This window comes from Serratia sp. BW106, assembly GCF_002607755.1.
Classification (GTDB): domain Bacteria; phylum Pseudomonadota; class Gammaproteobacteria; order Enterobacterales; family Enterobacteriaceae; genus Serratia; species Serratia proteamaculans.
In genome coordinates, this window is record NZ_MCGS01000021.1 from 49475 (window position 1) to 71164 (window position 21690).

Below are 21690 nucleotides of genomic sequence, written 5' to 3' on the forward strand. Positions count from 1 at the left end.
CCGTTACGGCGGGGGCTGACTGAGCCATGCCCTATTGCGACGAGGCATCTGATGAAACTTTTATCTTTAAGCCATCTCAGGCATCTGTGGTTATTGCTGTGCTGCCTGCCCATGTTCGCGCAGGCGGGGCCGGCCGATGACTTTGCTGCGGCCAACCGTACGCAGCAGGCCAAATTATTGCAGGCGTGGGCAACCGCGCCGGATGCTGCGCGTTTGCCATTACTGCAGGCGTTAAAGCAGGAAAACGTGGTGATCGACGAGGCCAAACATGCCTTTATCCAGCAGGGCGATCGCTATCAGCCGCTGGAGGGTAGCGCTGCCCCGGTCGGTACGCCGAAGAAGCTGTGGCTGAATAACCGGCTGCGGATACTGATTGCCAACGCGCTGTCGGCACACCGGCTGGTCAGTGAAGATCCGGCGCTGCGTTTACAGGCGGCGCAGGCTCTGCAGCAAGAGGCGCAAAACAGTCAGCTACCGCTGTTGACCCAACGTCTGGCGCAGGAAAAAGACAGCCGGGTGCATGACGCGCTGAGCATCGCGCTGGCCAATCTGCAACTGACCGACACCGATGCCAAAGTACGCCTTAATGCGGTGCAACTGCTCGGCAGTTCGGGCGCGCCGGAAACCCAAACCCGGCTGCAGGCATTGACCGATGCCAGCCATGAACCGGACGCCGCCGTGCGTGCCGAAGCGCTGAAAAGCCTGACCAGCGTGAAACACCGGTTGATGATCGGCGACCTGATTGGCCAGGCGTTTACCGGCCTGTCGCTCGGTTCGATCCTGCTGTTGGCGGCGCTTGGGTTGGCGATCACCTATGGCCTGCTGGGGGTGATCAACATGGCGCACGGCGAAATGCTGATGCTGGGTGCCTATTCGGCTTATCTGGTGCAGGGGGTGTTTCAGCAGTTTGCGCCGCAGTGGCTGGCGCTGTATCCGCTGGTGGCGTTGCCGGTGGCGTTCACCATCACCGCCTGCATTGGCATGGCACTGGAGCGCACGGTGATCCGTCATCTGTATGGTCGGCCGCTGGAAACCCTGCTGGCGACCTGGGGTATCAGTCTGGTGCTGATCCAGGGCGTACGTGTGTTGTTCGGCGCGCAAAACGTCGAGGTCGCCAACCCGGCCTGGCTGTCAGGCGGCATTCAGTTACTGCCGAATCTGGTGCTGCCGTGGAACCGTATCGCGGTGATCCTGTTTGTGGTGTTGGTGCTGGCACTCACCTGGCTGTTGCTGAATAAAACCCGCCTCGGCATGAACGTGCGTGCCGTGACCCAGAACCGTGCGATGGCTGCCTGCTGTGGTGTGCCCACCGGCCGTGTCGATATGCTGGCGTTCGGTCTGGGCTCCGGCATTGCCGGGCTGGGTGGAGTGGCGCTGTCGCAACTGGGTAACGTCGGGCCGGAACTGGGCCAGGGCTATATCATCGACTCGTTCCTGGTGGTGGTACTCGGCGGCGTCGGCCAACTGGCCGGTACCGTGGTGGCGGCTTTTGGCCTCGGTATCCTCAACAAAATTCTTGAACCGCAGATTGGTGCTGTATTGGGCAAGATCCTGATCCTGGCGCTGATCGTGCTGTTTATCCAAAAACGTCCTCAGGGACTGTTCGCCTTCAAGGGCAGGGTGATCGACTGATGAGCCAACCATTGACTGTCACCGGCGTGCAAAAGGCACCCCGACTGGCGCTGGGCATCGGCGGACTGGCGTTGCTGGCGCTGTTGATTATGCCGTTTCTGGCGCTGTTGCCGGCAGACCATCCGCTGGCGATCTCCACTTATACCCTGACGCTGGTGGGTAAAATTTTGTGTTATGCGGTGGTGGCGGTGGCGCTCGACCTGGTGTGGGGCTATGCCGGGCTGCTGTCGTTGGGGCACGGGCTGTTTTTTGCCCTCGGTGGCTATGCCATGGGCATGTACCTGATGCGCCAGGCGGCGGGTGATGGCCTGCCGGGATTTATGGCCTTCCTGTCGTGGAACGAGTTGCCGTGGTTCTGGAGCGGTACCCAGTATTTCGCCTGGGCGCTGTGCCTGATCGTGCTGGTGCCCGGGGTGCTGGCCTTTATCTTCGGTTACTTCGCTTTTCGCTCAAAAATCAAAGGGGTGTATTTCTCCATCATGACCCAGGCGTTGACCTACGCCGGTATGCTGCTGTTCTTCCGTAACGAAACCGGCTTTGGTGGCAACAATGGCTTTACCGGTTTCACGACGCTGCTGGGCTTCCCGATCACCGCGACCGGCACGCGGGTGGCGCTGTTCCTGACCACGGTGCTGCTGCTGGCTGCCAGTCTGGCAATCGGCTTCGCTCTGGCACGCAGCAAGTTCGGTCGGGTGTTGACGGCGGTACGCGATGCGGAAAACCGCCTGACGTTCTGCGGTTACGATCCGAAAGGCTTCAAACTGTTTGTCTGGACGTTGTCGGCGGTGCTGTGTGGGCTGGCCGGGGCGCTGTATGTGCCGCAGGTGGGGATTATCAACCCGGGCGAAATGTCGCCGACCAACTCGATCGAAGCCGCTATCTGGGTGGCACTTGGTGGGCGCGGCACGCTGGTGGGGCCGCTGCTGGGGGCCGGTATCGTCAACGGTGCCAAGAGCTGGTTCACCATGGCCATTCCGGAATACTGGCAGTTCTTCCTCGGCCTGATGTTTATCATCGTCACGCTGTTCCTGCCGAAAGGGGTCATTGGCCTGCTGCGCAGAGGGAAATCACAATGAATTCGCTGCAAATGACCGAAGAGCTGTTCACCCAGCCGCTGCCGGCCGATAAATACCGCCAGCAAACCGATCCGGTGCTGTTGCTCGACAAGATCAACGTCAGCTTCGACGGTTTCCGTGCGCTGAGCGATCTGTCGTTGCAGATTGGCGTGGGGGAATTGCGCTGTGTGATCGGGCCTAACGGCGCGGGGAAAACCACGCTGATGGATGTGATCACCGGCAAGACCCGGCCGGACAGCGGCAGGGTGTTTTACGATCAAACCGTTGATCTGACCGCGCTGGATCCGATGCAGATCGCCCAGGCAGGCATTGGCCGCAAGTTCCAAAAGCCCACGGTATTTGAGGCGCTGACGGTGTTCGAAAACCTGGAGATCGCCCAAAAAAACCAAAAGTCGGTATGGGCCTGCCTGCGCGCCAAACTGAGCAGCGAACAACGCGACCGTATCGATGACATGCTGAAAACTCTGCGGCTCGGCCATGAACGGCATCGTCCCGCTGGGTTGCTGTCTCACGGGCAAAAACAGTTTCTCGAGATCGGTATGCTGCTGGTACAGGAACCGCACCTGCTGTTGCTCGATGAACCGGCGGCTGGCATGACCGATGCTGAAACCGAGTACACCGCCGAACTGTTCCGCTCGCTGGCGGGCAAGCATTCACTGATGGTGGTGGAGCACGATATGGGGTTTGTTGAAACCATTGCCGACCACGTCACGGTGCTGCATCAGGGTCAGGTGCTGGCGGAGGGTTCATTGGCGCAGGTGCAGGCCGACGAGCAGGTGATCGAAGTGTATTTGGGGCGCTAGGAGCAGCTATGTTGCAAGTGAACGAACTGAATCAATATTACGGCGGCAGCCATATTTTGCGCGGCCTGTCGTTTGAAGCCCATATCGGCGAAGTGACCTGCCTGCTGGGGCGCAACGGCGTGGGGAAAACCACGCTGTTGAAGTGCCTGATGGGGCTGATCCCGGCCAAGAGCGGCAGTATCAGTTGGCAGGGCGAAAGCCTCAACGGCAGAAAACCGCACCAGCGGGTACAGGCAGGCGTCGCCTATGTGCCGCAGGGGCGTGAGATCTTTGGTCGCCTGACGGTGGAGGAAAACTTGCTCATGGGGTTGGCGCGCTTTTCTGGCAGTCAGGCCCGCAAGGTACCGGATCATATCTATGAACTGTTCCCGGTGCTGTTGCAGATGAAAGATCGGCGCGGCGGCGATCTCTCCGGTGGCCAGCAACAGCAGTTGGCGATAGGGCGTGCGCTGGCTTGCCGACCGCAGTTGTTGATCCTCGATGAGCCGACGGAGGGGATCCAGCCTTCGGTGATCAAAGAGATCGGCGCGGTGATCAAACAGTTGGCGGAAAGAGGGGATATGGCGATCCTGCTGGTGGAACAGTTTTATGATTTCGCCGCCGAGCTGGCGGACCGTTATCTTGTGATGTCGCGTGGCAGCATTGTCCAGCGCGGTGCAGGCAGCGCGATGGAGCAAGACGGCGTGCGCGGGCTGGTGGCGATATAAGGCCTAATTAACCCGGGGTATCGCAAAGTGATGGGTTGCCAATCGTCGTTGTGTAGGTTGGTAATCCACTATTCAGTGGTTTTGATATCATAGGCGCTATAGGTTTGGATTTTTAGCTCCGGTAGAAATAGCGGGAGTAAGTGTAATCAGCTAATTTCCGGCAGTTGGGGGAATCCTCTAATTTAGTTGTATGTAATAAAAATCACCTGTTTCTGTAGCGCCTAAAAATAAAAGAAAACATGCTTGAAAAAATAAATGAAAGCATTATGGTGTTTTTTTGGTTAAATTCCTCACCGAATACAAATATTCCTAAGTAGATACACAGGTAGAAGGCAAGGAAAAAAAGGATCCACGATATAATTGGCTTCATAATATATCCTTTATTATGGCGAAGTTAACAGTAGCTGCGAGCAGCTACTGTTAACCCATACAGAAATATTATCGTTCAGTTAACTGCTGTAATTTGCAGCTGCTGTTGCGCTACTAGTACCACCACTGGGACCGTTATTTCCAGCTGCGTCATACATAGCCCCTACGCCAGCGCCAAATGCCACTCCGATTAGAGGTCCAAACGGGCCAGCGAGTCCGGTACCAAATGCTGTTCCAGCTACAGTTGCTCCACCAACAACGACATCTCTCCCTGCTTGTACCCAGTCAACATCGCCAGAACCAGAGACAAAGTTAATATCGGTATAACTTAGAACTCTCATTTTAAATTCCTTTTCACTTGAAAGTATATAAACATTACGATTACCACTCCAATTGATATGGAAAGAGACTGTAGGAATGGGGTGGCATTAAAGTGTCTTGCAACGAAACCTATAGTCACGCCGAGAATAATACAAAATACAGATAGTGCCAACTCTTTCATTGCATTACCCCTATGCGTATGGGAGCCAGGATTGATGTGAATACTACACTTTCATCTTCTGCGTGTCGTTTGCTTCTATTTGGAGTAATTGTTTTTCAGCAATTTCAGGTAATACATGCTCGATTATGGTAACTGGTTGAATGGCCATGTCGAGAACGAATTTTTTTATTTTATCGACTTTATGCTTTTGCAGAAACGCATGCAGGAAGATGTCACCAAATGCAGCACTGTTCAAATCTTCAGTTGTTCTGCACGCCATAAGACGATCAAATCCGTAATCACAATCATAAGGTTCAGCACAAAAAAAGGCCGTCTCCATCGCTATCCGTTTGATGGCAATCAATGCCAATCTATCCATCAACATTTCCCCTATAAACATCATCTGACAATTATATATTGGTAATTGTTATGCCACGTGTTTGTTTTAAAACTCATCTGGTTTATAAAGCGGTATTGTAGGCATCTTCTATACAAATCTAACTTGACGAGTGTCACAAATTTTAATTTTTTGAAAGCATTGTCAATGCTTGTTTAAGATTATCATTGATTTGATAAATACTATATTAGCATGGGGTAAAAAATATTTATAACTAAGTGGTAATATTTTATTTGGTATAATTATACAATAAAAATTTTTAGTTAAATATTTTAAGAAATAATTTAAATTGACTTTTTGTTATGAGGTGGGAAAATTAAAAAACAAACTGGAACTGTTATCTTAGGGGGATAGGGGCATGATTAGACCTCTTTGGAGATGTTAAATTAAAATTTACCTTGGTAGAGTTTGTTACATTCAATCTTCTAAAGTAGTGGGGTATTTATAAAATAATAATAGACTTTTAATTACTTTTCTTTTCAATGGGTTTTGCTTCAGTAAAAACACACTGTGAGTGGGAATAAAATAGCGATATGACCTTGTTTTAGGTGTTATTTAGCCATGTTTCCTACAGGATTCGAATGAGAATGATGGTTTCAGACTAGGCTACTGAACTGCCTAGTTCAACTAAAGGTGCAAACAAAATGGATTTTTGTTCTCCTGATAATTTTCCCATGACTGACGCACAACAGGGAATCTGGTATGCCTCTCAAGCTAGACACTCTTTCAGGTTGTACGCGACGGGGCAAGCTCTATACCTACGCGGTGATATTGATCAACCTAAATTACTTCGTGCGATAGAAAGGGCTTTACTGGAATGTGAGGTACTCAATTGTAGCTTTATCGAAGTTGAGGGGGTGCCGTCTTTCGGTTACCAGTCCTCGAAAGCGCAAATCACGCTGTGCGATTTGAGTTTCCAACCTGAGTCTGATGATCTTGCATGGCAATCGATGGAACAAATTACTAACCAGGAACTTGGCCCCAACAGCCTGCATCAACATACACATCGTCTGTATGTCCTCGATGAGCATGAAGTCATATGGTTCTCCTGTATACATCATATTGCCTTCGATGCTTACGCTTATCATTTACTGCATCATCGAGCAGGGGAGCATTATAAGGCATTGCTGCGAGAGGAAACTGTGGCTCATTGCAGTTTTACAAATCTGCGCACGTTGTATGAAGACGATTTGGCATACAGGCAGAGTTCTCAATATGCCGATGATCACGACTATTGGACGAACCGCTGCGTACGGATGCCAGCGCCAACTTTTCTCGGTGGCCCTGCGCAAGGGATGGCGGTGGATAGCATACAGGTCGAAGTGGCCATCAGTGCGGAGTTGTCCTTGATTTTGAATACGTTTTACCAACGTAGTGGTATAGCGTTGTCCGATACGTTGCTTGGCGTGTTTGCCAGTTATTTCTCATTATGCCTTGGAGGTTCACGTGAACTACTTTTCGGGCTGCCTTCCATGGGCCGTCTGGATACCTTTGGCGCTCAGGCGGCAGTTACTCGCAGCAATATCCTGCCGCTACTGCTTGAATTGCCGGAAGATGCCAGTTTTCAGGATGTTTGTGCTGTTGTGGCTAGAAACAGACGCGAATTGCTTTCGCATCAGCGTTATCGCGGAGAATGGATAGGCAGGTCTATCGGCAGGATCGGCGATACTATGCCACTTTATGGGATAGAGTTGAATATATTACCCTGTTTTTCGACTATTGATTTTGCGGGATTAAACGCAACAGCAAGGCATATTGTCACCGGTCCAGTGAGAGATCTCAATATCCATTTGGAGCTCGGTCCAGACTTGCGTCCCTGTAACCTCAGGCTGCTAGCTAATGCCTCGCGACATAGCCAAGAGGCGTTGCAATTGCATGCGCATCGGCTGTTGTATTGGATGGCGCAGTTGGTCGAGGCACCAACTGTGCCATTGCAGGAGTTGCCGTTGGTGACGCCAACCGAGTTGGCTTTGATCGCAAAGTGGAACGACACAGCCCATAAGCTATCAGCCCAAGGCATTCTTGAACTGTTCGAAGTGCAAGCCCGTGCGGCACCGCAACAGCTTGCCGTGCTTGACGATGCCAGTAGGCTGACTTACGCAGAATTGGAGCGTCGTTCGCGGCAAGTTGCAAACGCCTTAAACTACCATCTGCGAGGAGCAAAAGGTAAGGTTATCGGTGTAGCCTTAGAGCGCAGCGTTGAAATGGAAGTAATCCTGCTGGCTATCCTTCGTGCTGGCGCTGTTATTTTACCGCTGTCGATGGAACTTCCAGAATTACGGCTCCTCAATATGCTTGAGCAGGCCGGGGTTTCATTAATCATATCCAGCCTTGCCTGTCGGAACAATTTGCCTGCCAGGTATCCGCAGCTCGATATCAAATCACTGAATCGCATCGCACAAACGCAGGGCAAGGCAATATTGCCGATAGTGGCCGAACAGTGTGTCGATGCACCGGCTTACATTTTGTTCACTTCAGGATCCAGCGGCGAACCTAAAGGCGTGATGGTCGGCCATTTGGCGTTGGCTAATCGTCTTCAGTGGATGCAGGCCGTATATCATCTTCAGCCGACGGATCGTGTGCTGCAGAAAACACCTGCGACCTTTGATGTATCGATGTGGGAGTTTTTCTGGCCTCTGATCAGTGGCGCTACCTTAGTCATGGCTCGGCCTGGTGGGCACACAGACCCAGTGTATTTGCTGAACTGTATTGAGCGGCATAACATTACCACCTTACATTTTGTGCCGTCGATGTTGGCACTTTTTCTTGATGCTTTGGAACGTCGACCGGGACCGCTACCATTGCGCAGAGTATTTGCGAGCGGGGAAGTATTGTCGCCGAAATTGGTACAACGTTATCGTGGTTTACTGGCGGCCCCTTTGCATAATCTTTATGGCCCCACCGAGGCTGCCATTGACGTTACTTACCATTCTTTTGATTTGGCAAAAAAAGAGGCCCACGTACCTATTGGCCGCCCGATCTGGAATACGCAGATTCATATTCTCAATGAACACGGTAGAACGGCTCCGATTGGCATCGAGGGAGAGTTGTATATCGAGGGCATTTGCCTCGCGGATGGTTATATCGGCCAACCCGCCCTGACCGCTGAACGTTTCGTCCTTGGAGCCGACGGTAAGCGCCTTTACCGGACAGGCGATCTGGCTCGTTGGCGACTGGATGGTGAGATTGATTATCTTGGGCGTCTGGATCAGCAGCTTAAAATACATGGGCAGCGAGTCGAACTGGAGGAGATTGATGCGGTTCTCTGCAAGCATTCGCAAGTCCACCATGCCTGTGCCAACATGGTTGAAGGCAATATTACCGCTTATATAGTGGCCAGGGGCTCTGAGCCAGATGTAAAAGAACTACTGGAGCTTTGTAGTGAATATCTTCCCGTATATATGCTGCCACAGCGTTGGTTATTTCTCACCGCACTTCCCCTGAGTCGTAACGGAAAGCTGGATCGGAAGGCGCTACCGGCACCGCCCAATACCCATTGTGAAGATAATAGCGTACCGTCCAACCTGATCGAGCAGCGGCTCTGCGAATATTTTGCCGATGTCCTGCAGTTACCTTCAGTGAAACCTCGGTCGAACTTCTTCGAACTCGGTGGTAATTCTCTGAGTGCCGTTGATGCAGCCGCAAGGATAAACGCTGGCCTTGGGTGGAAAATATCGATAGCCAATATTTTTGCTCACCCCACTCCCAAAGCACTGTCGGGACACGGGCAGGGGGATGCTTTGAACATGCTGGATACTACCTTACAGCTTCGACCTGGCCCACAGGCTCCCCTGGCAAGGTTACCTACTTTGTTCTGCATCCATCCTGCTGGCGGTATCGCTTGGTGCTACTGCGGCCTGGCTCGTTTTCTCAAGACGCCGTGTGAGATCGTCGGCTTGCAAGCTCAGGGATTGACCCCGGATAGCCGTATCACTCAGTCAATGGATGAGCTGGCTGAAGAGTACGCCAACCGTATACTTGCCCATCAGCCGAAGGGCCCTTATTGGCTTATCGGTTGGTCGGTGGGAGGAATGATCGCCCACAGTGTGGCTGTACATCTTGAGCGTCAGGGCTCGAAGGTCGAGTTACTGGCTATGATGGATGCCTATCCCAGTGATCTGTGGCGACGATTTGCTTTTGAGACACTTAACGCGAGAGAGGAAGAAAGTATGGCTTTGGCCGCTTTGCTCTTCATCGCGGGTATCGCATTGCCCTTTGGGGGGCTACCTTCATTGATCGTGCCGAAAGGGGAGGTACTCGAACGTTCTCAAACGATCGGTCTGCTTCGGGCTCACAGTAATGCTTTAGCCAGCCTCGAGAATCAAGCACTTGATCGGCTTATTGATGTTGTCATCAATAGCCGTCGTTTGATTGGTAGTTCGAGTCATGGCATTTATCACGGCGACTTGCTGTTTTTTACTGCAGCGGCACCACGAGCTGAGAATTGGTTGGATCTGGATGCATGGCGACCCTACATACGTGGACGGATCCATAACATTGATATTGCCTGTGATCATCCAGGTATGGCTAGAACTGAGGCATTGCGTGAAATTGCGTCACACTTGGATGCTGCGTTTACGCAATTTGCAAAACATTCAGATGTAAACTCATTGACCCTAAAAGGAAAAAAAATACTGGAGGGCGATTCCAAATGACTCATTCCCCTGCACTAACAGAGCTTGTTGAAAATCTGGTGCCGTTTGATACCTATCCTGTGTCGACAACTTTGATTTGGAGTACCTCGGAGGTTGGCAACGAAGAAGTGTTGCGTTGTGCCTGCAGCTATCTGAGCGACTCAACCGGTTTCGGTACAGCTAAGGTATTTCTGGCGGAACGCTATGGTGGTAGCGGCATTCAGCGTAACGGTGGCGGGGCTCGTTGTGGTTTTGACGGCTGTTACCAGGTCAAAGGTATTGGTGCTAATCCTTTAGTAGGGTTGGGGACGGATTGGCATCATTCTAACGGTGCGCTTGCTGCAGACCATGCGATTTATGAAGCTATATGGGGTGAAGTGTTGGCTCAGTTACTGCCTTATGGGGCGGTACGTGCACAAGCCGTACTCCTTACTGACAAATATATTGATATCAATTTTGAGCGCAATAATCGACGAGCTCGAAGGGCATTACTCGTCCGTGAACCAGTAATTCGTCCAGCGCATTTTGAACGAGCGCCTTATTTTCGACCGCAGCCCGAATATGTCGGGAAAATGATACACGATGCCCAGCGTGTCAGGTCGGTTATCCGCCTGTTATCGGACTATTTGCCGACACCAACAGATGGTTTCAGTGAGGGGGCTTATCAGGACCCGCAGCGCCACTGTGTTGAGGGTTTGTGCGAATTGGCTCGGCGGCAGGCACGTCAGATGGCATTTTGTCGAACTCGCTTCCTAATGCTGACAACGTCGCCGTCTAATGTTGCGATGGATGGCAGGCTATTGGATTTCACCGGACTCAATTGTTTGTTCCCCTGCGATCATCGTTACGATTTCGACTATCGACTCAAGTTAGCGCAAATGATGAGAGAGCCTGCGATCCTTCAACAGGGACTGTCTGACCTTTGTTTGTATATCGGGAAATACCTTTTTGGTTCGGCTTTCACGTCGTTTGCGCAGCAGCAAGTCGGGGCTTGCTTTCAGCATGCTTTTCAGGAGGCCTGCTATCGCGGCTATTTGGCGTTGTTAGGGATCCCGGTTGATATTCTACCGTCGAAAGAGATTCCTAATGCGCTGAAACAATTAGTTAATAGCTTCATGAAATTGTTCGGTAGCCGTAGAGGAATGCTGTATTACCATCAGTATGACGTGCGAACTGAGACACCGTTGGAACAGTTGGTTGTGATGCTGATCCGCTGTAGCCAAGGGCAATCTGTCTCTGGCTACATTAATTTGGATAGTGATATTTGTTTCGTGGAAACACTGTCGGCCTTCGTTGAAGCCAATCTTTGGCTGAGTGAAACCTGCCATACTCTAGGAATCGATGCCTCCGTAATCCTAAAGGGGATGGAACGGCAAGCACGGCAGAGGCTGCAACCCAGAGAGCGTTTGGGAAAAATACGAATGCTCGAGGAGATCGCTGGTTTGTTGGAGGCGAATAGTGGCGATGATCTGCGGCATGCATTATCGGTAATGGAAGCGAGGACGCTGGCATTTGCCAAAGAGGCATTCGGCTGTGAGCCAGTGACTAATCACGTGCCAGAAGGATATGTTGAAGCATGACTTTATATATAAAGGAAACCATAGAGGGTCGGAAAGATTGGCCAGCCCAAGAGCAGATCGGTTTTGCCGTAAGTTGCATGCTCTATAACCGTAATTACAGCCTCTACCCGGTTTTGAGCATTCAATATTGGACAGAGTTTGCTATACAACATAAGCAGATACAGTTTCTTTTTGATACGAGCGGTCAGCCATTGGCCTATGTCACCTGGGCTTTTCTGGAAGCCGATACTGAAGCCAGACTACTTAGCGACCCGGAATTTCGTCTACACCCCTCAGAATGGAACGAAGGTGATAGGATCTGGCTCTTGGATTTTTGTTGCAAACCCGGATTTGGACGTAAGGCTATCGAGCATATTGTCCAAATCAGGCCATGGGGAAAGGGGGTGGTTCGCTGGGTGAACCGAAGGAAGAAGGTTATGGTCCTGTTGCCATAATTGAGCAGATATTCATGCCATTATGGCAGGAACGCGATTGTGTAAAATTAACGAAGAATTTCAGATACGGGATGCATAGTTGTATCCAAATCGGATATTAAAAATGGCTAGGGAAGATCGTTTGTTTCGTAAGGACTCTATAGAGCATAGAAAAATGAGGTGGCGTGGGCGTGCAATTTTATTACCTGGCATTCCACTCTGGCTAGTCGCTCTGGCGTGTATGTTTTTCATTGTGGCATTTCTGACGTTCGTCATTGCGGGAACTTATACCCGCCGAGTTAATGTGAGTGGAGAGATCACTACCTGGCCTCGGGCCGTTAATATTTATTCTGGGGTTCAAGGTTTTGTGGTGAATCAGTTTGTCGTTGAAGGACAGGAAATTAAAAGTGGCGATCCTGTATATCAGCTTGATGTTAGTAAAAGCACCAGTAGTGGCGTTGTAAGTGATAATCAGAGAGTGGTGATTGAAAATCAAATAGCTCATGTGGATAATATTATTTCACGGCTGAATGCGAGTAAAAAAACCACGCTTGATACGTTAGAAAAACAGAGGTCACAGTACAGTAACGCCTTTAAACGCTCATCCAGTATCATCAAACGGGCAGAGGAAGGAATAAATATAATGAAAGATAACATGGACAGTTATAGGAAGTACCACTTAAAGGGGCTTGTGAATAAAGACCAGTTAATCAGCCAGGTAGCGCTATATTATCAGCAGCAGAATAACTTACTTAGCTTGAGTGGGCAAAATGAGCAAAATTCATTGCAGGTAATCAGTTTGGAAAGTCAGATACAAACTCAGGCTGCTGAATTTGATAACCGCATCTATCAAATGGCACTCCAGAGATACGAATTGAAAAAAGAGTTGGTTAATACGGATGTGAGCGGGAAAATCATCATTCGAGCTTTATCTGATGGTAAGGTAGATTCAATGAGTGTCACTGTGGGACAAATGGTTAATGCAGGTGATAGCCTGCTTCAAGTTATTCCACAAAATATAAATAATTACTACCTTGTTATCTGGGTGCCTAATGACGCAGTACCTTATATTTCAGTAGGTGACAAGGTTAACGTGCGGTATGAAGCTTTTCCCGCAGAAAAGTTTGGCCAATTTCCAGCAATGGTGACAACCATATCCAGAACTCCAGCCTCTCCGCAGGAAATGTTGACCTATCAAGGCGCGCCGAAAACTAACCAAGGCGTATCCATTCCTTATTACAAGGTTATTGTGAGTCCCGAAAAAAAAGTCATTACCTACGATGGTAAATTACTACCATTAGAAAATGGTATGAAAGCTCAAAGCACGTTATTCCTCGAAAAAAGGAAAATTTATCAATGGATGCTTTCGCCATTCTATGACATGAAACATAGTGCTGCAGGACCGGTAAATGATTAACGGCAGATTCAAATTTATCATCTACCAACTCGACATACGGTTACGTCGGCGTGTTCCTGTAATTCACCAAACTGAGTCTTCAGAGTGTGGTATTGCCTGTTTGGCAATGATATGTGGTCACTATGGCAAGAATGTTGACTTGATATCACTGCGCCGCAAATTCAACCTATCAGCACGTGGTGCCACGCTCGCCGGTATTAACGGCATAGCTGAGCAACTGGGTATGGCAACTCGAGCACTGTCGCTGGATCTGGATGAACTCCGCGTCCTGAAGACCCCCTGCATCCTCCACTGGGACTTTAATCATTTCGTTGTGCTGGTCAGTGTGAAACGTAACCGCTTTGTATTGCATGACCCGGCGCGTGGGTGCAGAACGGTGGAGCTGGCTGAAATGTCGCAATATTTTACCGGTGTGGCGCTCGAAGTCTGGCCCGGTAGCAAGTTTACAGCGGAAACAGTGAGAAACCGGATGAGTCTGGGGTCACTAATTCGCAGCGTATATGGCATCAAAAGCACGCTGACCAAGATTTTTTGCCTGTCGGTGGTTATTGAGGCCATCAACCTGGTGATGCCAATAGGTACTCAACTGGTGATGGATCATGCGATCCCGGCGGGTGATCGCGGAATATTAACTCTTATTTGTATCGGTTTGATGTTTTTTATTTTGCTGCGGGCTGCAGTAAGCATAGTCCGTGCTTGGTCATCGCTGATTATGGGAACGCTCGTCAATGTGCAATGGCAGTCAGGCCTGTTTAACCACCTGCTAAGGTTACCTCTGAAGTATTTTGAACGACGCAAATTGGGAGACATTCAGTCCCGCTTTGGTTCGCTGGATACGTTACGCACCACTTTTACGACCAGTGTAGTCGGATCCATCATGGACAGTATCATGGTGATCGGTGTGCTGGTTATGATGTCACTTTACGGTGGATATCTGACTTGGATTGTTTTGAGTTTTACTGCGGTATACGTTCTTATTCGTTTATTGACTTACGGTTATTACCGGCAATTGTCGGAGGAGATGTTAGTCAGAGGCGCGCGGGCTAGCTCGTATTTTATGGAGACACTTTACGGTATTGCGACAGTTAAGATGCAGGGTATGGGTGAACGACGGGGAACTCATTGGCTTAACCTTAAAGTCGATGCTATCAATTCGGGCATCAATATTACTAAAATGGATTTATTCTTTGGTGGTATCAACACATTTGTTGCTGCCTGTGATCAGATAGTGATTTTATGGCTGGGCACCAGTTTGGTTATTGATAATCAAATGACGATTGGGATGTTCGTGGCGTTTGGTGCATTCCGTGCGCAATTTTCCGATAGGGTCGCCTCACTGACGAATTTTTTGCTGCAGTTGCGGATGATGAGTCTGCACAATGAACGTATCGCCGATATCGCGCTACACGAGCGGGAAGTCAAAAAGCCGGATATACCAGTTATTGACGCGATGCGTTCAGTTTCACTGGAAGTTTGTGATCTAAGTTATAGCTATGATAGCCAGTCGGAGCCGGTATTCAGCGATCTGGCTATCCGAATTCTTCCTGGGGAAAGCGTTGCGATAACCGGTGCCTCCGGTACCGGGAAAACGACGCTGATGAAAGTGTTATGCGGGTTGTTTGAACCCAGTTCGGGTACCATCCTGGTAGATGGTACAGATATTTATCAATTGGGCATCAACAATTTTCACAAGATGATAGCCTGCGTGATGCAGGATGATAGGTTGTTCTCTGGTTCAATACGGGAGAATATTTGCGGGTTTGCCGAAGAAATGGATGAAGTTTGGATGATGGAATGTGCCCGAACCAGTTATATCCATGATGTGATAATAAAAATGCCCATGGGGTATGAAACGCTGATAGGAGAACTGGGTGAGGGACTTTCTGGCGGGCAGAAACAACGTATTTTTATTGCCCGTGCACTTTACCGGAAACCGGGAATGCTATTTATGGATGAGGCAACAAGTTCTCTCGACAACGAAAGCGAACGCTTTGTTAATCAGGCTATAAAAAGGCTGAATATTACCCGAGTGATTATTGCGCATAGAGAGTCGACAATTAGAACCGTTGATAGAGTTATTTCAATGTAATAAGCATTATTTTCCGTTGTCGACGATGGAGCAAGACGGCGTGCGCGGACTGGTGGCGATATAAGGCTCAATAAGGTTGGGCAGTGGAAGGGCAATTATTTTTTCATGTAGCCTTTCACTGTTGCCATGAACACATCACGATCCCACTCCACAGCGTCCCCGCTGTTCTCCCCCTCGGCGATCAAACGGCGTAGCTCTTCCAGTTTTGAGGCGGCGGTGCGCTCACGCAGGGTGCGCACCGATTCACGAATAACTTCGCTGGGGGTTCGGTAGTCGCCGCTGGCTACCAGACCTTCAACAAAGTTACGCAGTTCTTCACCCAGATCCACTGTTAATGTTCTGCCCATGTTTTCCCCTCCGCTATTCTCTTAATCATTGTAAGATTAGTTCTTACATTATGCACGTTAAAACTGGGGAGTCTAAAGTGGCAACAATACAAGGAACTCTGGTTTTTACATCATCATAAATTAGGGATAATTATGAACGAAATCACCATGTCGCGTTTGGGTTGCATCGTCCTGTCACTGTTCCCGGCTCTTTGGGGGATCTTCAGTCTGCTGAACAATACCGCCGATTTTGCTGGTACCGCCCAACATGCCGTGGCGCCGCTGCTTGCCATGCAGGATACCTATCAGGTTCCCGGCTTAATGTGGCGCGCCGTCAGCGTGGAATGGGCCGGGCGGGTCGGGTTGGCGATGATCACTGTGCTGGAGTCTGTGGCCGGTATCACCGCGGCACTGGGTGTGATGCTGATGCTGAAACATCTGCGCCAACCTTACGCGGCCTTTGCCAGGGGGAAAGCCTGGGCCATGCTGGGCGCACTCTGCGCGATTGCGGTGTGGGGGCTCGGTTTTATGGTGGTCGCAGGCGACTGGTTTATGGCCTGGCAGGCAAAGGAAAACCCGCTAGCGGTGCAACTGGGGGCGATGCTGTACATGGTGCCCAATACGCTGGCCTTGCTGTTTCTGATGCTGCAACGTGACGCTCGCTAAGCCGTGAAGTCGCAGGATTTTGATAAAACTGCGGCGATGTTCGCGAAAGTGTTGCCAAATGCTAACCTGCCAGGTCTTGTCACATTTCGTTCATAGTTGTGCCATAGCATAATGACTCTTAAATAAATTTATAACAAATCAATAGGTTAAAAATTTTACGAGGGATAATTATGAGCGATAAATCCGATAAGGATCTGCCGGCGTCGGCGCAACAGCAGCAGCCGAGCAATCCGGCGCGTCGGCGTTTTCTGGCAGGTGCGACGGTGTTGGGGGTCGGTGCCTCGATTGTGCCGTTGGCCAGGGCCGCGGCTGACGGCAACAAGAAAGTGGTACTGAACACTTTGCCGACCGGCGCACAAAACCCACTGCTGCGGCGTCATGTGAAAAATGTGGTGGTGATCTACGCCGAAAACCGCAGTTTCAACAACCTGTTCGCCAATTTCCCCGGAGTAGAAAAACCGCTGTCGGCACTTAAGCCGGAGGAGTACCAGCAGCGCGATCGTGACGATAAGCTACTGGATTCTTTGCCACCGATCTGGAAAGGCCTGGTGCCAAAAGAGCAGGAAGTCGGGCATGTTAATTACAAAATCGACGAAGATGCAGTATTCACCAATCAATTACCGAATCAGCCGTTTGTGCTGACCGGGCCGCAGGGTGAGAACTTGCCGCACGGCGTGGTCACGCGCGATCTGTGGCATGTGTTTTATCAAAACCAGATGCAGATTAACGGCGGCAAAAACGACAAGTTTGTTGCCTGGGCCGATTCCGGTGCCCTGACCATGGGTTATTACGGTGACGTTGCTTACAACTTGCGGTTGTGGACCTTGGCGCAGGAATTTACCCTGTGCGATAACTTCTTCCAGGGGGCGTTTGGCGGCTCCTTCCTGAATCACCAGTATCTGATTTGCGCCCGCCCGCCGTTTTACCCCGAGGTACAAAACTCAGTCGCCAAAGACGGCATTGCCCTGCTTGAAAGCGATGACGTGACGGACTCGCGCCTGAAGCCGTTGGGCGACTCGCCGGTCAGCGCTTCGTTTGGTATCCCGCTGTTTGGCAAGAGCCTGCTGACGCCGGACGGCTATGCGGTCAACACCATGGCACCGCCGTACTGGCCGTCGTGGACTCAGGATGAGAAAGATCCGACGCTGGCGGACGCGACCATGCCCAACGTGATGCCGCCGCAGAAACACCCGCACATCGGCGATTTACTCAGTCAGAAGGGGATCGACTGGGCATGGTACGCCGGGGGTTGGCAATACGCGCTGGACAACCGCAAGGATCAGGGCGATTTCCCCGGTGCGCCAGACTTTCAGTATCACCATCAGCCGTTCAACTATTTCGAAAATTTGGGGCCGGGCAATCCACAGGCACGCGCGGCGCATTTACGTGACGGCGGCATTGGTGATTCAACCGGCAGTAATAAATTTTTGGCCGCGGTGGAGGCGGGCACTTTACCGCCGGTGGCGTTCTACAAGCCGCAGGGCAACCTTAATATGCACGCCGGGTATTCCGATGTGGAGGCCGGCGACCGCCATATCGCCCATATTATTAACAGCCTGCGCAACGGCCCGCAGTGGGAAAATAGCGTGGTAGTGATTACCTTCGATGAGAACGGCGGCTGGTGGGATCATGTGGCCCCTCCGCAGGGCGATCGTTGGGGCCCAGGCTCACGTATTCCGGCGTTGGTGATTTCGCCATTCGCCCGTAAAGGCTACGTTGACCATGAGGTGTACGACACCGGGTCAATTTTGCGATTAATCAGCCGGGTGTTTGATCTGCCGCCGCTGGACGGGCTAACGGAACGGGATAAGGCAATGGCGGCGCGCAGCCAGAAACCGCTGGGCGATCTGACCGGCGCGCTGGAGTTTCCGGGGTAAGGGGTTACAGCGGCTTGGACATATACCAGATACCGATGGAACCCTGGGCGCTGGTGTAACAGGTCTCACCGCAAATATTCAGCCCCTGGCGTTGGTAAAAGCGCTGGGCGCTGGTATTGCGCTGTAACACTTCCAGCCACAGCCTTTGCTGCTTACGTTCGATCGCCCGAAGCTGCACCTGTTCAAAAAAGTGCTGGCCGTAACCCCGGCCGGCATATTCCGGCAGGAAATAGATTTTCTGCAATTCGGCCCCGGTTGTTTGGGTCGGTGCCAGCAGGCTGTTGAAATTCAGCCGCGCATAACCCACCAGATTGTCGTCTTCGTATCCCAATAGCCAGCAAACGTCCGTATCCTGCAGCGTTTTTTCCAGTGCCTCAACGGCAAAGTCTTGCGCCAGAAAAGCATCGAGTTCCGCTTTATGGTGCCAAAGTTCGCCAAAATGGGCCTGATAGGTGCGAATCCCCACATCACGAACCTGCGCTAAATCACCGCTCAAAGCCTGGCGGATACTGAACATATGAACCTCTTGGTGAGAAACGGCAGGCAACCTGAAAGGGAATCGCCGCACTGGTGAAGATTTAGACAATCCAGGGTATACGAGATATACTCAATATACTCAATATCTGTCTGCCGGAGGGCGTATGACAGCCAAACAGCAAACCCATCGTCGTCAGGGACATCGTACTGTTATGCAAATGCTCACTGCCGATCAGCTGCAACATCTTAAGCCAAGTAAGCATTCGGCGCGATTCTTGGTGATTGAAATTGATCCCGATGCTCATACAACCAAATCGGATAGCAACAATGACGCCGGTAATAGCGCCCTGAGAAAAAAACTAACCGAAATGATCAATGACCCGGCAGTGGATCCCAATGCGGCGATGCAAATGCTGGAGATTGCATGGGATATGGTGACCAAGTCTACAGCCGGGAAGCTACCGGCAGTACGAGGGGATGTCGATAGCGACAACGGTATGCCTGCCGCCAGCATTTTTGCGGGTTTTCCCGAGTTTCAGGGCAGGAATGAAGCAAGGAAGCAGGACCTTCGCCAGTACCTCCTGGAAGATGCCCACTGGCTGACATCAGCCGAACTCTCCGACAGGGCCGGTTTTAAAAATCGCAACCGCAGCGCAGGCCCAAACGGTTGGAAGCAACGTGGGAAGATTTTTGCGATCAACGTTGAAGGCCACGACCGTTATCCGGCTTACGCGCTGGATGAGGCTTACCAGCCACTAAAAATCCTCAAAGACATATTGACCGTCTTTGGTGACGGCACCAGCGCCTGGTCAATTGCGAGCTGGATGGGGACGGCCAATAGCTGGCTGGGCGGTAAAAAGCCTAAAGACGTGATGAAGAAAGAACCCGCTGCCGTGTTACATGCTGCTCTTATAGAGAAGGCGGGGGCACAGCATGGCTGATGACTTATTTCCCCCGGTAGGAAAGGTCAATATTAATAAGCGAATTGTCGGGGCAGGGACGCCGCTTTATCGTATATACCCTTCATACTTGAAGCTGCATCTGTGTTGGCTGCAAGCATTCACCCCAGTCACTTACTTGAGTAAGCTCCTGGGGATGAATGCTCTTGCCGCCGTGATGCAACTCCAATTATTTTGGGTATATAAAGTAAGTCGCAATACTGTTACTGCCAGCCCTGGAGGTAACGCGCAAGTGGGCTGAAGCTATTCATGCATGAGCAACATCAAGATATTCATGGGCTGATTTGGCCGTCAAAACAACATCCTGGCAATGCCTATATTCTGTTTGGCGACCGTTTGAATGGAGACGAGTTATCTATTACTGGTAATAGGGTATCAGTAATAGATAAAAGCGTTTTATTACATCTGTTTGAGCTGGCCGATGAAATGGGCATTACTCTGCTGGAAGATGATTAATTTTTCGAGGGTACCCATTGCGTATTTCTGACCGCAACAAACCCTCAATCAGCAAGATGCTTCGGCGTTTCCCGCCGGAACCCCAGTCCGATAATCCGGCCAAATAAACGTGGCAACCAGCGGCTGTTGCCGACCCGGGTCATCAGACTGGATCCACCGCTGCCGCGACGTTTTTTCGGCCTGCGTTGGCTCATTTTAATTTGCAGAAACTGAGTGGCTTTGGTGGGGAAATTGCGGCGTCGTTGCACGCGCAACAGGTGTTTGAGCTGTAGACCATGGCTGCGTAGCGGAGGGATAATCAGGTTGGCGGTAGCAACCGCATCCTGAATCGCCAGATTCACGCCGACGCCGCCAATCGGCGACATGGCGTGTGCGGCGTCGCCAATGCACAGCACGCCCGGTTTGGCCCACTGATCCAGTCGATCGATGCGAATACTCAATAACTTCACCTGATCCCAACTGAGGATCTCCTGCAGGCGATGGTCCTGGAAGGGGGCGACCTCGGCGATATGCAGCAAAAATTTTTCCAGCCCCTCCTGTTGGATCGCCTCGAAGCTGCCCTTGTCGACTGAATAACCGCATTGCCAGTATTCACCCCGGTCGATCATGATGAAGTTTTGCTTTGGCCCGGTGTGACCCATCGACCAGGCCGGATCGCCGGGCCGTTTATCGATCTTCATCCACAATACGTCGCGCGGCGAGCCAAAACAGCGGCTGCTGAGTGCCGCCTGTTCACGTACCACCGAGTTACGTCCGTCAGTGCCGATCACCAATTGGCAGCGGACGCGGATCGGGCCTTCCGGCGTATCCGCCAACACCCCGCAGACCTGACCGCGATCGTACAACAACTGGTGTACCTGCGCCGATTTGAGCAAGCTGAACGCAGGAAAGGCGGCGGCTTTTTCTGCCAGAAAGTTGAGAAACTCCCACTGCGGCATAAAGGCGATAAATTTGCAGCGCGTCGGCAGGCGAGTGAAGTCGGCAAGCGTAATATCACGCCCGGCGATCTCGGCATGCAGCGTTTCTGCGCGCTGGTGTGGCAGTGCCAGCAGTTCCTCAAGCAGGCCAAGCTGATGCATGATTTCCAGGGTGGAAGGGTGAATGGTATCGCCGCGAAAATCGCGCAGGAAGTCGGCGTGCTTTTCCAGCACCATCACGTCTATCCCCGCTCGGGCCAGCAGATAGCCGAGCATTAATCCGGCGGGGCCTCCGCCCACGATGCAGCAAGTGGTGGCGTAAGGTGTGATCGGTGACTGCGACATAGCGGTTGGCCCCTGGGATCCGCATCCTGCCGATCCTGATTGAAAACTCAATATTGATAATGATTATCA

At 51.2% G+C, this 21690-nt stretch carries 18 protein-coding genes; 14 read left to right on the forward strand and 4 right to left on the reverse strand.

Annotation, left to right across the window (positions count from 1 at the left end):
- Window positions 1–51: 51 nt before the first annotated feature.
- Genes urtB through urtE form a run of 4 tightly spaced genes read left to right on the forward strand, consistent with a single transcriptional unit; the run spans window position 52 to window position 4218 of the window.
- Window positions 52–1632 carry an urea ABC transporter permease subunit UrtB gene (urtB, locus tag BEI65_RS14825; RefSeq protein ID WP_099063989.1) on the forward strand — a complete coding sequence of 527 codons (1581 nt, stop codon included), beginning with the start codon at window positions 52–54 and terminating at the stop codon, window positions 1630–1632.
- The gene (gene urtC / locus BEI65_RS14830) at window positions 1632–2708 is read left to right on the forward strand and encodes an urea ABC transporter permease subunit UrtC (protein WP_085115802.1); all 1077 of its coding nucleotides are present in this window, start codon (window positions 1632–1634) and stop codon (window positions 2706–2708) included. The genes urtB and urtC overlap by 1 nt, the downstream gene beginning before the upstream one ends.
- Window positions 2705–3511, forward strand: coding sequence for an urea ABC transporter ATP-binding protein UrtD (gene urtD, locus BEI65_RS14835; RefSeq protein WP_198404452.1), 807 nt, complete (start codon window positions 2705–2707; stop codon window positions 3509–3511). Before urtC ends, urtD begins: the two co-directional genes overlap by 4 nt.
- An 8-nt stretch (window positions 3512–3519) precedes the next feature.
- Window positions 3520–4218: an urea ABC transporter ATP-binding subunit UrtE gene (gene urtE / locus BEI65_RS14840; RefSeq protein ID WP_085115803.1), complete on the forward strand. Its 699-nt coding sequence runs from the start codon at window positions 3520–3522 to the stop codon at window positions 4216–4218.
- A 914-nt stretch (window positions 4219–5132) separates the two neighbouring features.
- Here urtE and BEI65_RS14845 read toward each other — a convergent pair.
- Window positions 5133–5447, reverse strand: coding sequence for a hypothetical protein (locus BEI65_RS14845; protein WP_157765453.1), 315 nt, complete (start codon window positions 5445–5447; stop codon window positions 5133–5135).
- 662 nt (window positions 5448–6109) lie between these two features.
- Here BEI65_RS14845 and BEI65_RS14850 point away from each other — a divergent pair.
- From BEI65_RS14850 to BEI65_RS14870, 5 genes are all read left to right on the forward strand, one after another.
- Window positions 6110–10120 carry a non-ribosomal peptide synthetase gene (locus BEI65_RS14850; protein WP_099063991.1) on the forward strand — a complete coding sequence of 1337 codons (4011 nt, stop codon included), beginning with the start codon at window positions 6110–6112 and terminating at the stop codon, window positions 10118–10120.
- Window positions 10117–11679, forward strand: coding sequence for an MchC protein (locus BEI65_RS14855; RefSeq protein ID WP_099063992.1), 1563 nt, complete (start codon window positions 10117–10119; stop codon window positions 11677–11679). The genes BEI65_RS14850 and BEI65_RS14855 overlap by 4 nt, the downstream gene beginning before the upstream one ends.
- The gene (locus BEI65_RS14860; RefSeq protein WP_099063993.1) at window positions 11676–12113 is read left to right on the forward strand and encodes a toxin-activating lysine-acyltransferase; all 438 of its coding nucleotides are present in this window, start codon (window positions 11676–11678) and stop codon (window positions 12111–12113) included. Before BEI65_RS14855 ends, BEI65_RS14860 begins: the two co-directional genes overlap by 4 nt.
- A 121-nt stretch (window positions 12114–12234) precedes the next feature.
- Window positions 12235–13509, forward strand: a complete 1275-nt coding sequence (locus tag BEI65_RS14865) for an HlyD family secretion protein (RefSeq protein ID WP_198404459.1) — start codon at window positions 12235–12237, stop codon at window positions 13507–13509.
- Window positions 13502–15598, forward strand: coding sequence for a peptidase domain-containing ABC transporter (locus tag BEI65_RS14870; protein ID WP_099063994.1), 2097 nt, complete (start codon window positions 13502–13504; stop codon window positions 15596–15598). Before BEI65_RS14865 ends, BEI65_RS14870 begins: the two co-directional genes overlap by 8 nt.
- Window positions 15599–15693: 95 nt before the next feature.
- Here the strand turns inward: BEI65_RS14870 and BEI65_RS14875 are convergent, their stop codons facing one another.
- Complete coding sequence (locus BEI65_RS14875) at window positions 15694–15945, reverse strand: type II toxin-antitoxin system ParD family antitoxin (protein WP_099063995.1); 252 nt, start codon at window positions 15943–15945, stop codon at window positions 15694–15696.
- A gap of 132 nt (window positions 15946–16077) precedes the next feature.
- Here BEI65_RS14875 and BEI65_RS14880 point away from each other — a divergent pair, with 132 nt between their 5' ends.
- Both BEI65_RS14880 and acpA read left to right on the forward strand, forming a co-directional pair.
- Window positions 16078–16590 (forward strand): DUF2165 family protein, encoded by a 513-nt coding sequence (locus BEI65_RS14880; protein ID WP_099063996.1) that lies wholly within the window; start codon window positions 16078–16080, stop codon window positions 16588–16590.
- A 170-nt stretch (window positions 16591–16760) separates the two neighbouring features.
- Entirely contained in the window at window positions 16761–18467 is a 1707-nt protein-coding gene (gene acpA, locus BEI65_RS14885; RefSeq protein ID WP_099063997.1) for an acid phosphatase, read from the forward strand.
- 4 nt (window positions 18468–18471) lie between these two features.
- Here the strand turns inward: acpA and BEI65_RS14890 are convergent, their stop codons facing one another.
- Entirely contained in the window at window positions 18472–18984 is a 513-nt protein-coding gene (locus BEI65_RS14890) for a GNAT family N-acetyltransferase (RefSeq protein WP_099063998.1), read from the reverse strand.
- A gap of 124 nt (window positions 18985–19108) precedes the next feature.
- Between BEI65_RS14890 and BEI65_RS14895 the strand changes: the two genes are divergently transcribed.
- Genes BEI65_RS14895 through BEI65_RS14905 form a run of 3 tightly spaced genes read left to right on the forward strand, consistent with a single transcriptional unit; the run spans window position 19109 to window position 20359 of the window.
- Entirely contained in the window at window positions 19109–19885 is a 777-nt protein-coding gene (locus BEI65_RS14895) for a hypothetical protein (RefSeq protein ID WP_099063999.1), read from the forward strand.
- Complete coding sequence (locus tag BEI65_RS27165; protein ID WP_232519100.1) at window positions 19878–20144, forward strand: hypothetical protein; 267 nt, start codon at window positions 19878–19880, stop codon at window positions 20142–20144. Before BEI65_RS14895 ends, BEI65_RS27165 begins: the two co-directional genes overlap by 8 nt.
- Before the next feature lie 8 nt (window positions 20145–20152).
- Entirely contained in the window at window positions 20153–20359 is a 207-nt protein-coding gene (locus tag BEI65_RS14905; protein ID WP_198404453.1) for a hypothetical protein, read from the forward strand.
- A gap of 44 nt (window positions 20360–20403) precedes the next feature.
- Here the strand turns inward: BEI65_RS14905 and BEI65_RS14910 are convergent, their stop codons facing one another.
- Window positions 20404–21621, reverse strand: a complete 1218-nt coding sequence (locus BEI65_RS14910; RefSeq protein ID WP_099064000.1) for an FAD-dependent oxidoreductase — start codon at window positions 21619–21621, stop codon at window positions 20404–20406.
- Between the last annotated feature and the right edge of the window lie 69 nt (window positions 21622–21690).

Bases quoted from the DNA above. Each gene is read 5' to 3' on its own strand.
- urtB (WP_099063989.1), top strand. From the start codon at position 52: ATGAAACTTTTATCTTTAAGCCATCTCAGGCATCTGTGGTTATTGCTG.
- urtC (WP_085115802.1), top strand. From the start codon at position 1,632: ATGAGCCAACCATTGACTGTCACCGGCGTGCAAAAGGCACCCCGACTG.
- urtD (WP_198404452.1), top strand. From the start codon at position 2,705: ATGAATTCGCTGCAAATGACCGAAGAGCTGTTCACCCAGCCGCTGCCG.
- urtE (WP_085115803.1), top strand. From the start codon at position 3,520: ATGTTGCAAGTGAACGAACTGAATCAATATTACGGCGGCAGCCATATT.
- BEI65_RS14845 (WP_157765453.1), bottom strand. From the start codon at position 5,447: ATGGATAGATTGGCATTGATTGCCATCAAACGGATAGCGATGGAGACG.
- BEI65_RS14850 (WP_099063991.1), top strand. From the start codon at position 6,110: ATGGATTTTTGTTCTCCTGATAATTTTCCCATGACTGACGCACAACAG.
- BEI65_RS14855 (WP_099063992.1), top strand. From the start codon at position 10,117: ATGACTCATTCCCCTGCACTAACAGAGCTTGTTGAAAATCTGGTGCCG.
- BEI65_RS14860 (WP_099063993.1), top strand. From the start codon at position 11,676: ATGACTTTATATATAAAGGAAACCATAGAGGGTCGGAAAGATTGGCCA.
- BEI65_RS14870 (WP_099063994.1), top strand. From the start codon at position 13,502: ATGATTAACGGCAGATTCAAATTTATCATCTACCAACTCGACATACGG.
- BEI65_RS14875 (WP_099063995.1), bottom strand. From the start codon at position 15,945: ATGGGCAGAACATTAACAGTGGATCTGGGTGAAGAACTGCGTAACTTT.
- BEI65_RS14880 (WP_099063996.1), top strand. From the start codon at position 16,078: ATGAACGAAATCACCATGTCGCGTTTGGGTTGCATCGTCCTGTCACTG.
- acpA (WP_099063997.1), top strand. From the start codon at position 16,761: ATGAGCGATAAATCCGATAAGGATCTGCCGGCGTCGGCGCAACAGCAG.
- BEI65_RS14890 (WP_099063998.1), bottom strand. From the start codon at position 18,984: ATGTTCAGTATCCGCCAGGCTTTGAGCGGTGATTTAGCGCAGGTTCGT.
- BEI65_RS14895 (WP_099063999.1), top strand. From the start codon at position 19,109: ATGACAGCCAAACAGCAAACCCATCGTCGTCAGGGACATCGTACTGTT.
- BEI65_RS27165 (WP_232519100.1), top strand. From the start codon at position 19,878: ATGGCTGATGACTTATTTCCCCCGGTAGGAAAGGTCAATATTAATAAG.
- BEI65_RS14905 (WP_198404453.1), top strand. From the start codon at position 20,153: ATGCATGAGCAACATCAAGATATTCATGGGCTGATTTGGCCGTCAAAA.
- BEI65_RS14910 (WP_099064000.1), bottom strand. From the start codon at position 21,621: ATGTCGCAGTCACCGATCACACCTTACGCCACCACTTGCTGCATCGTG.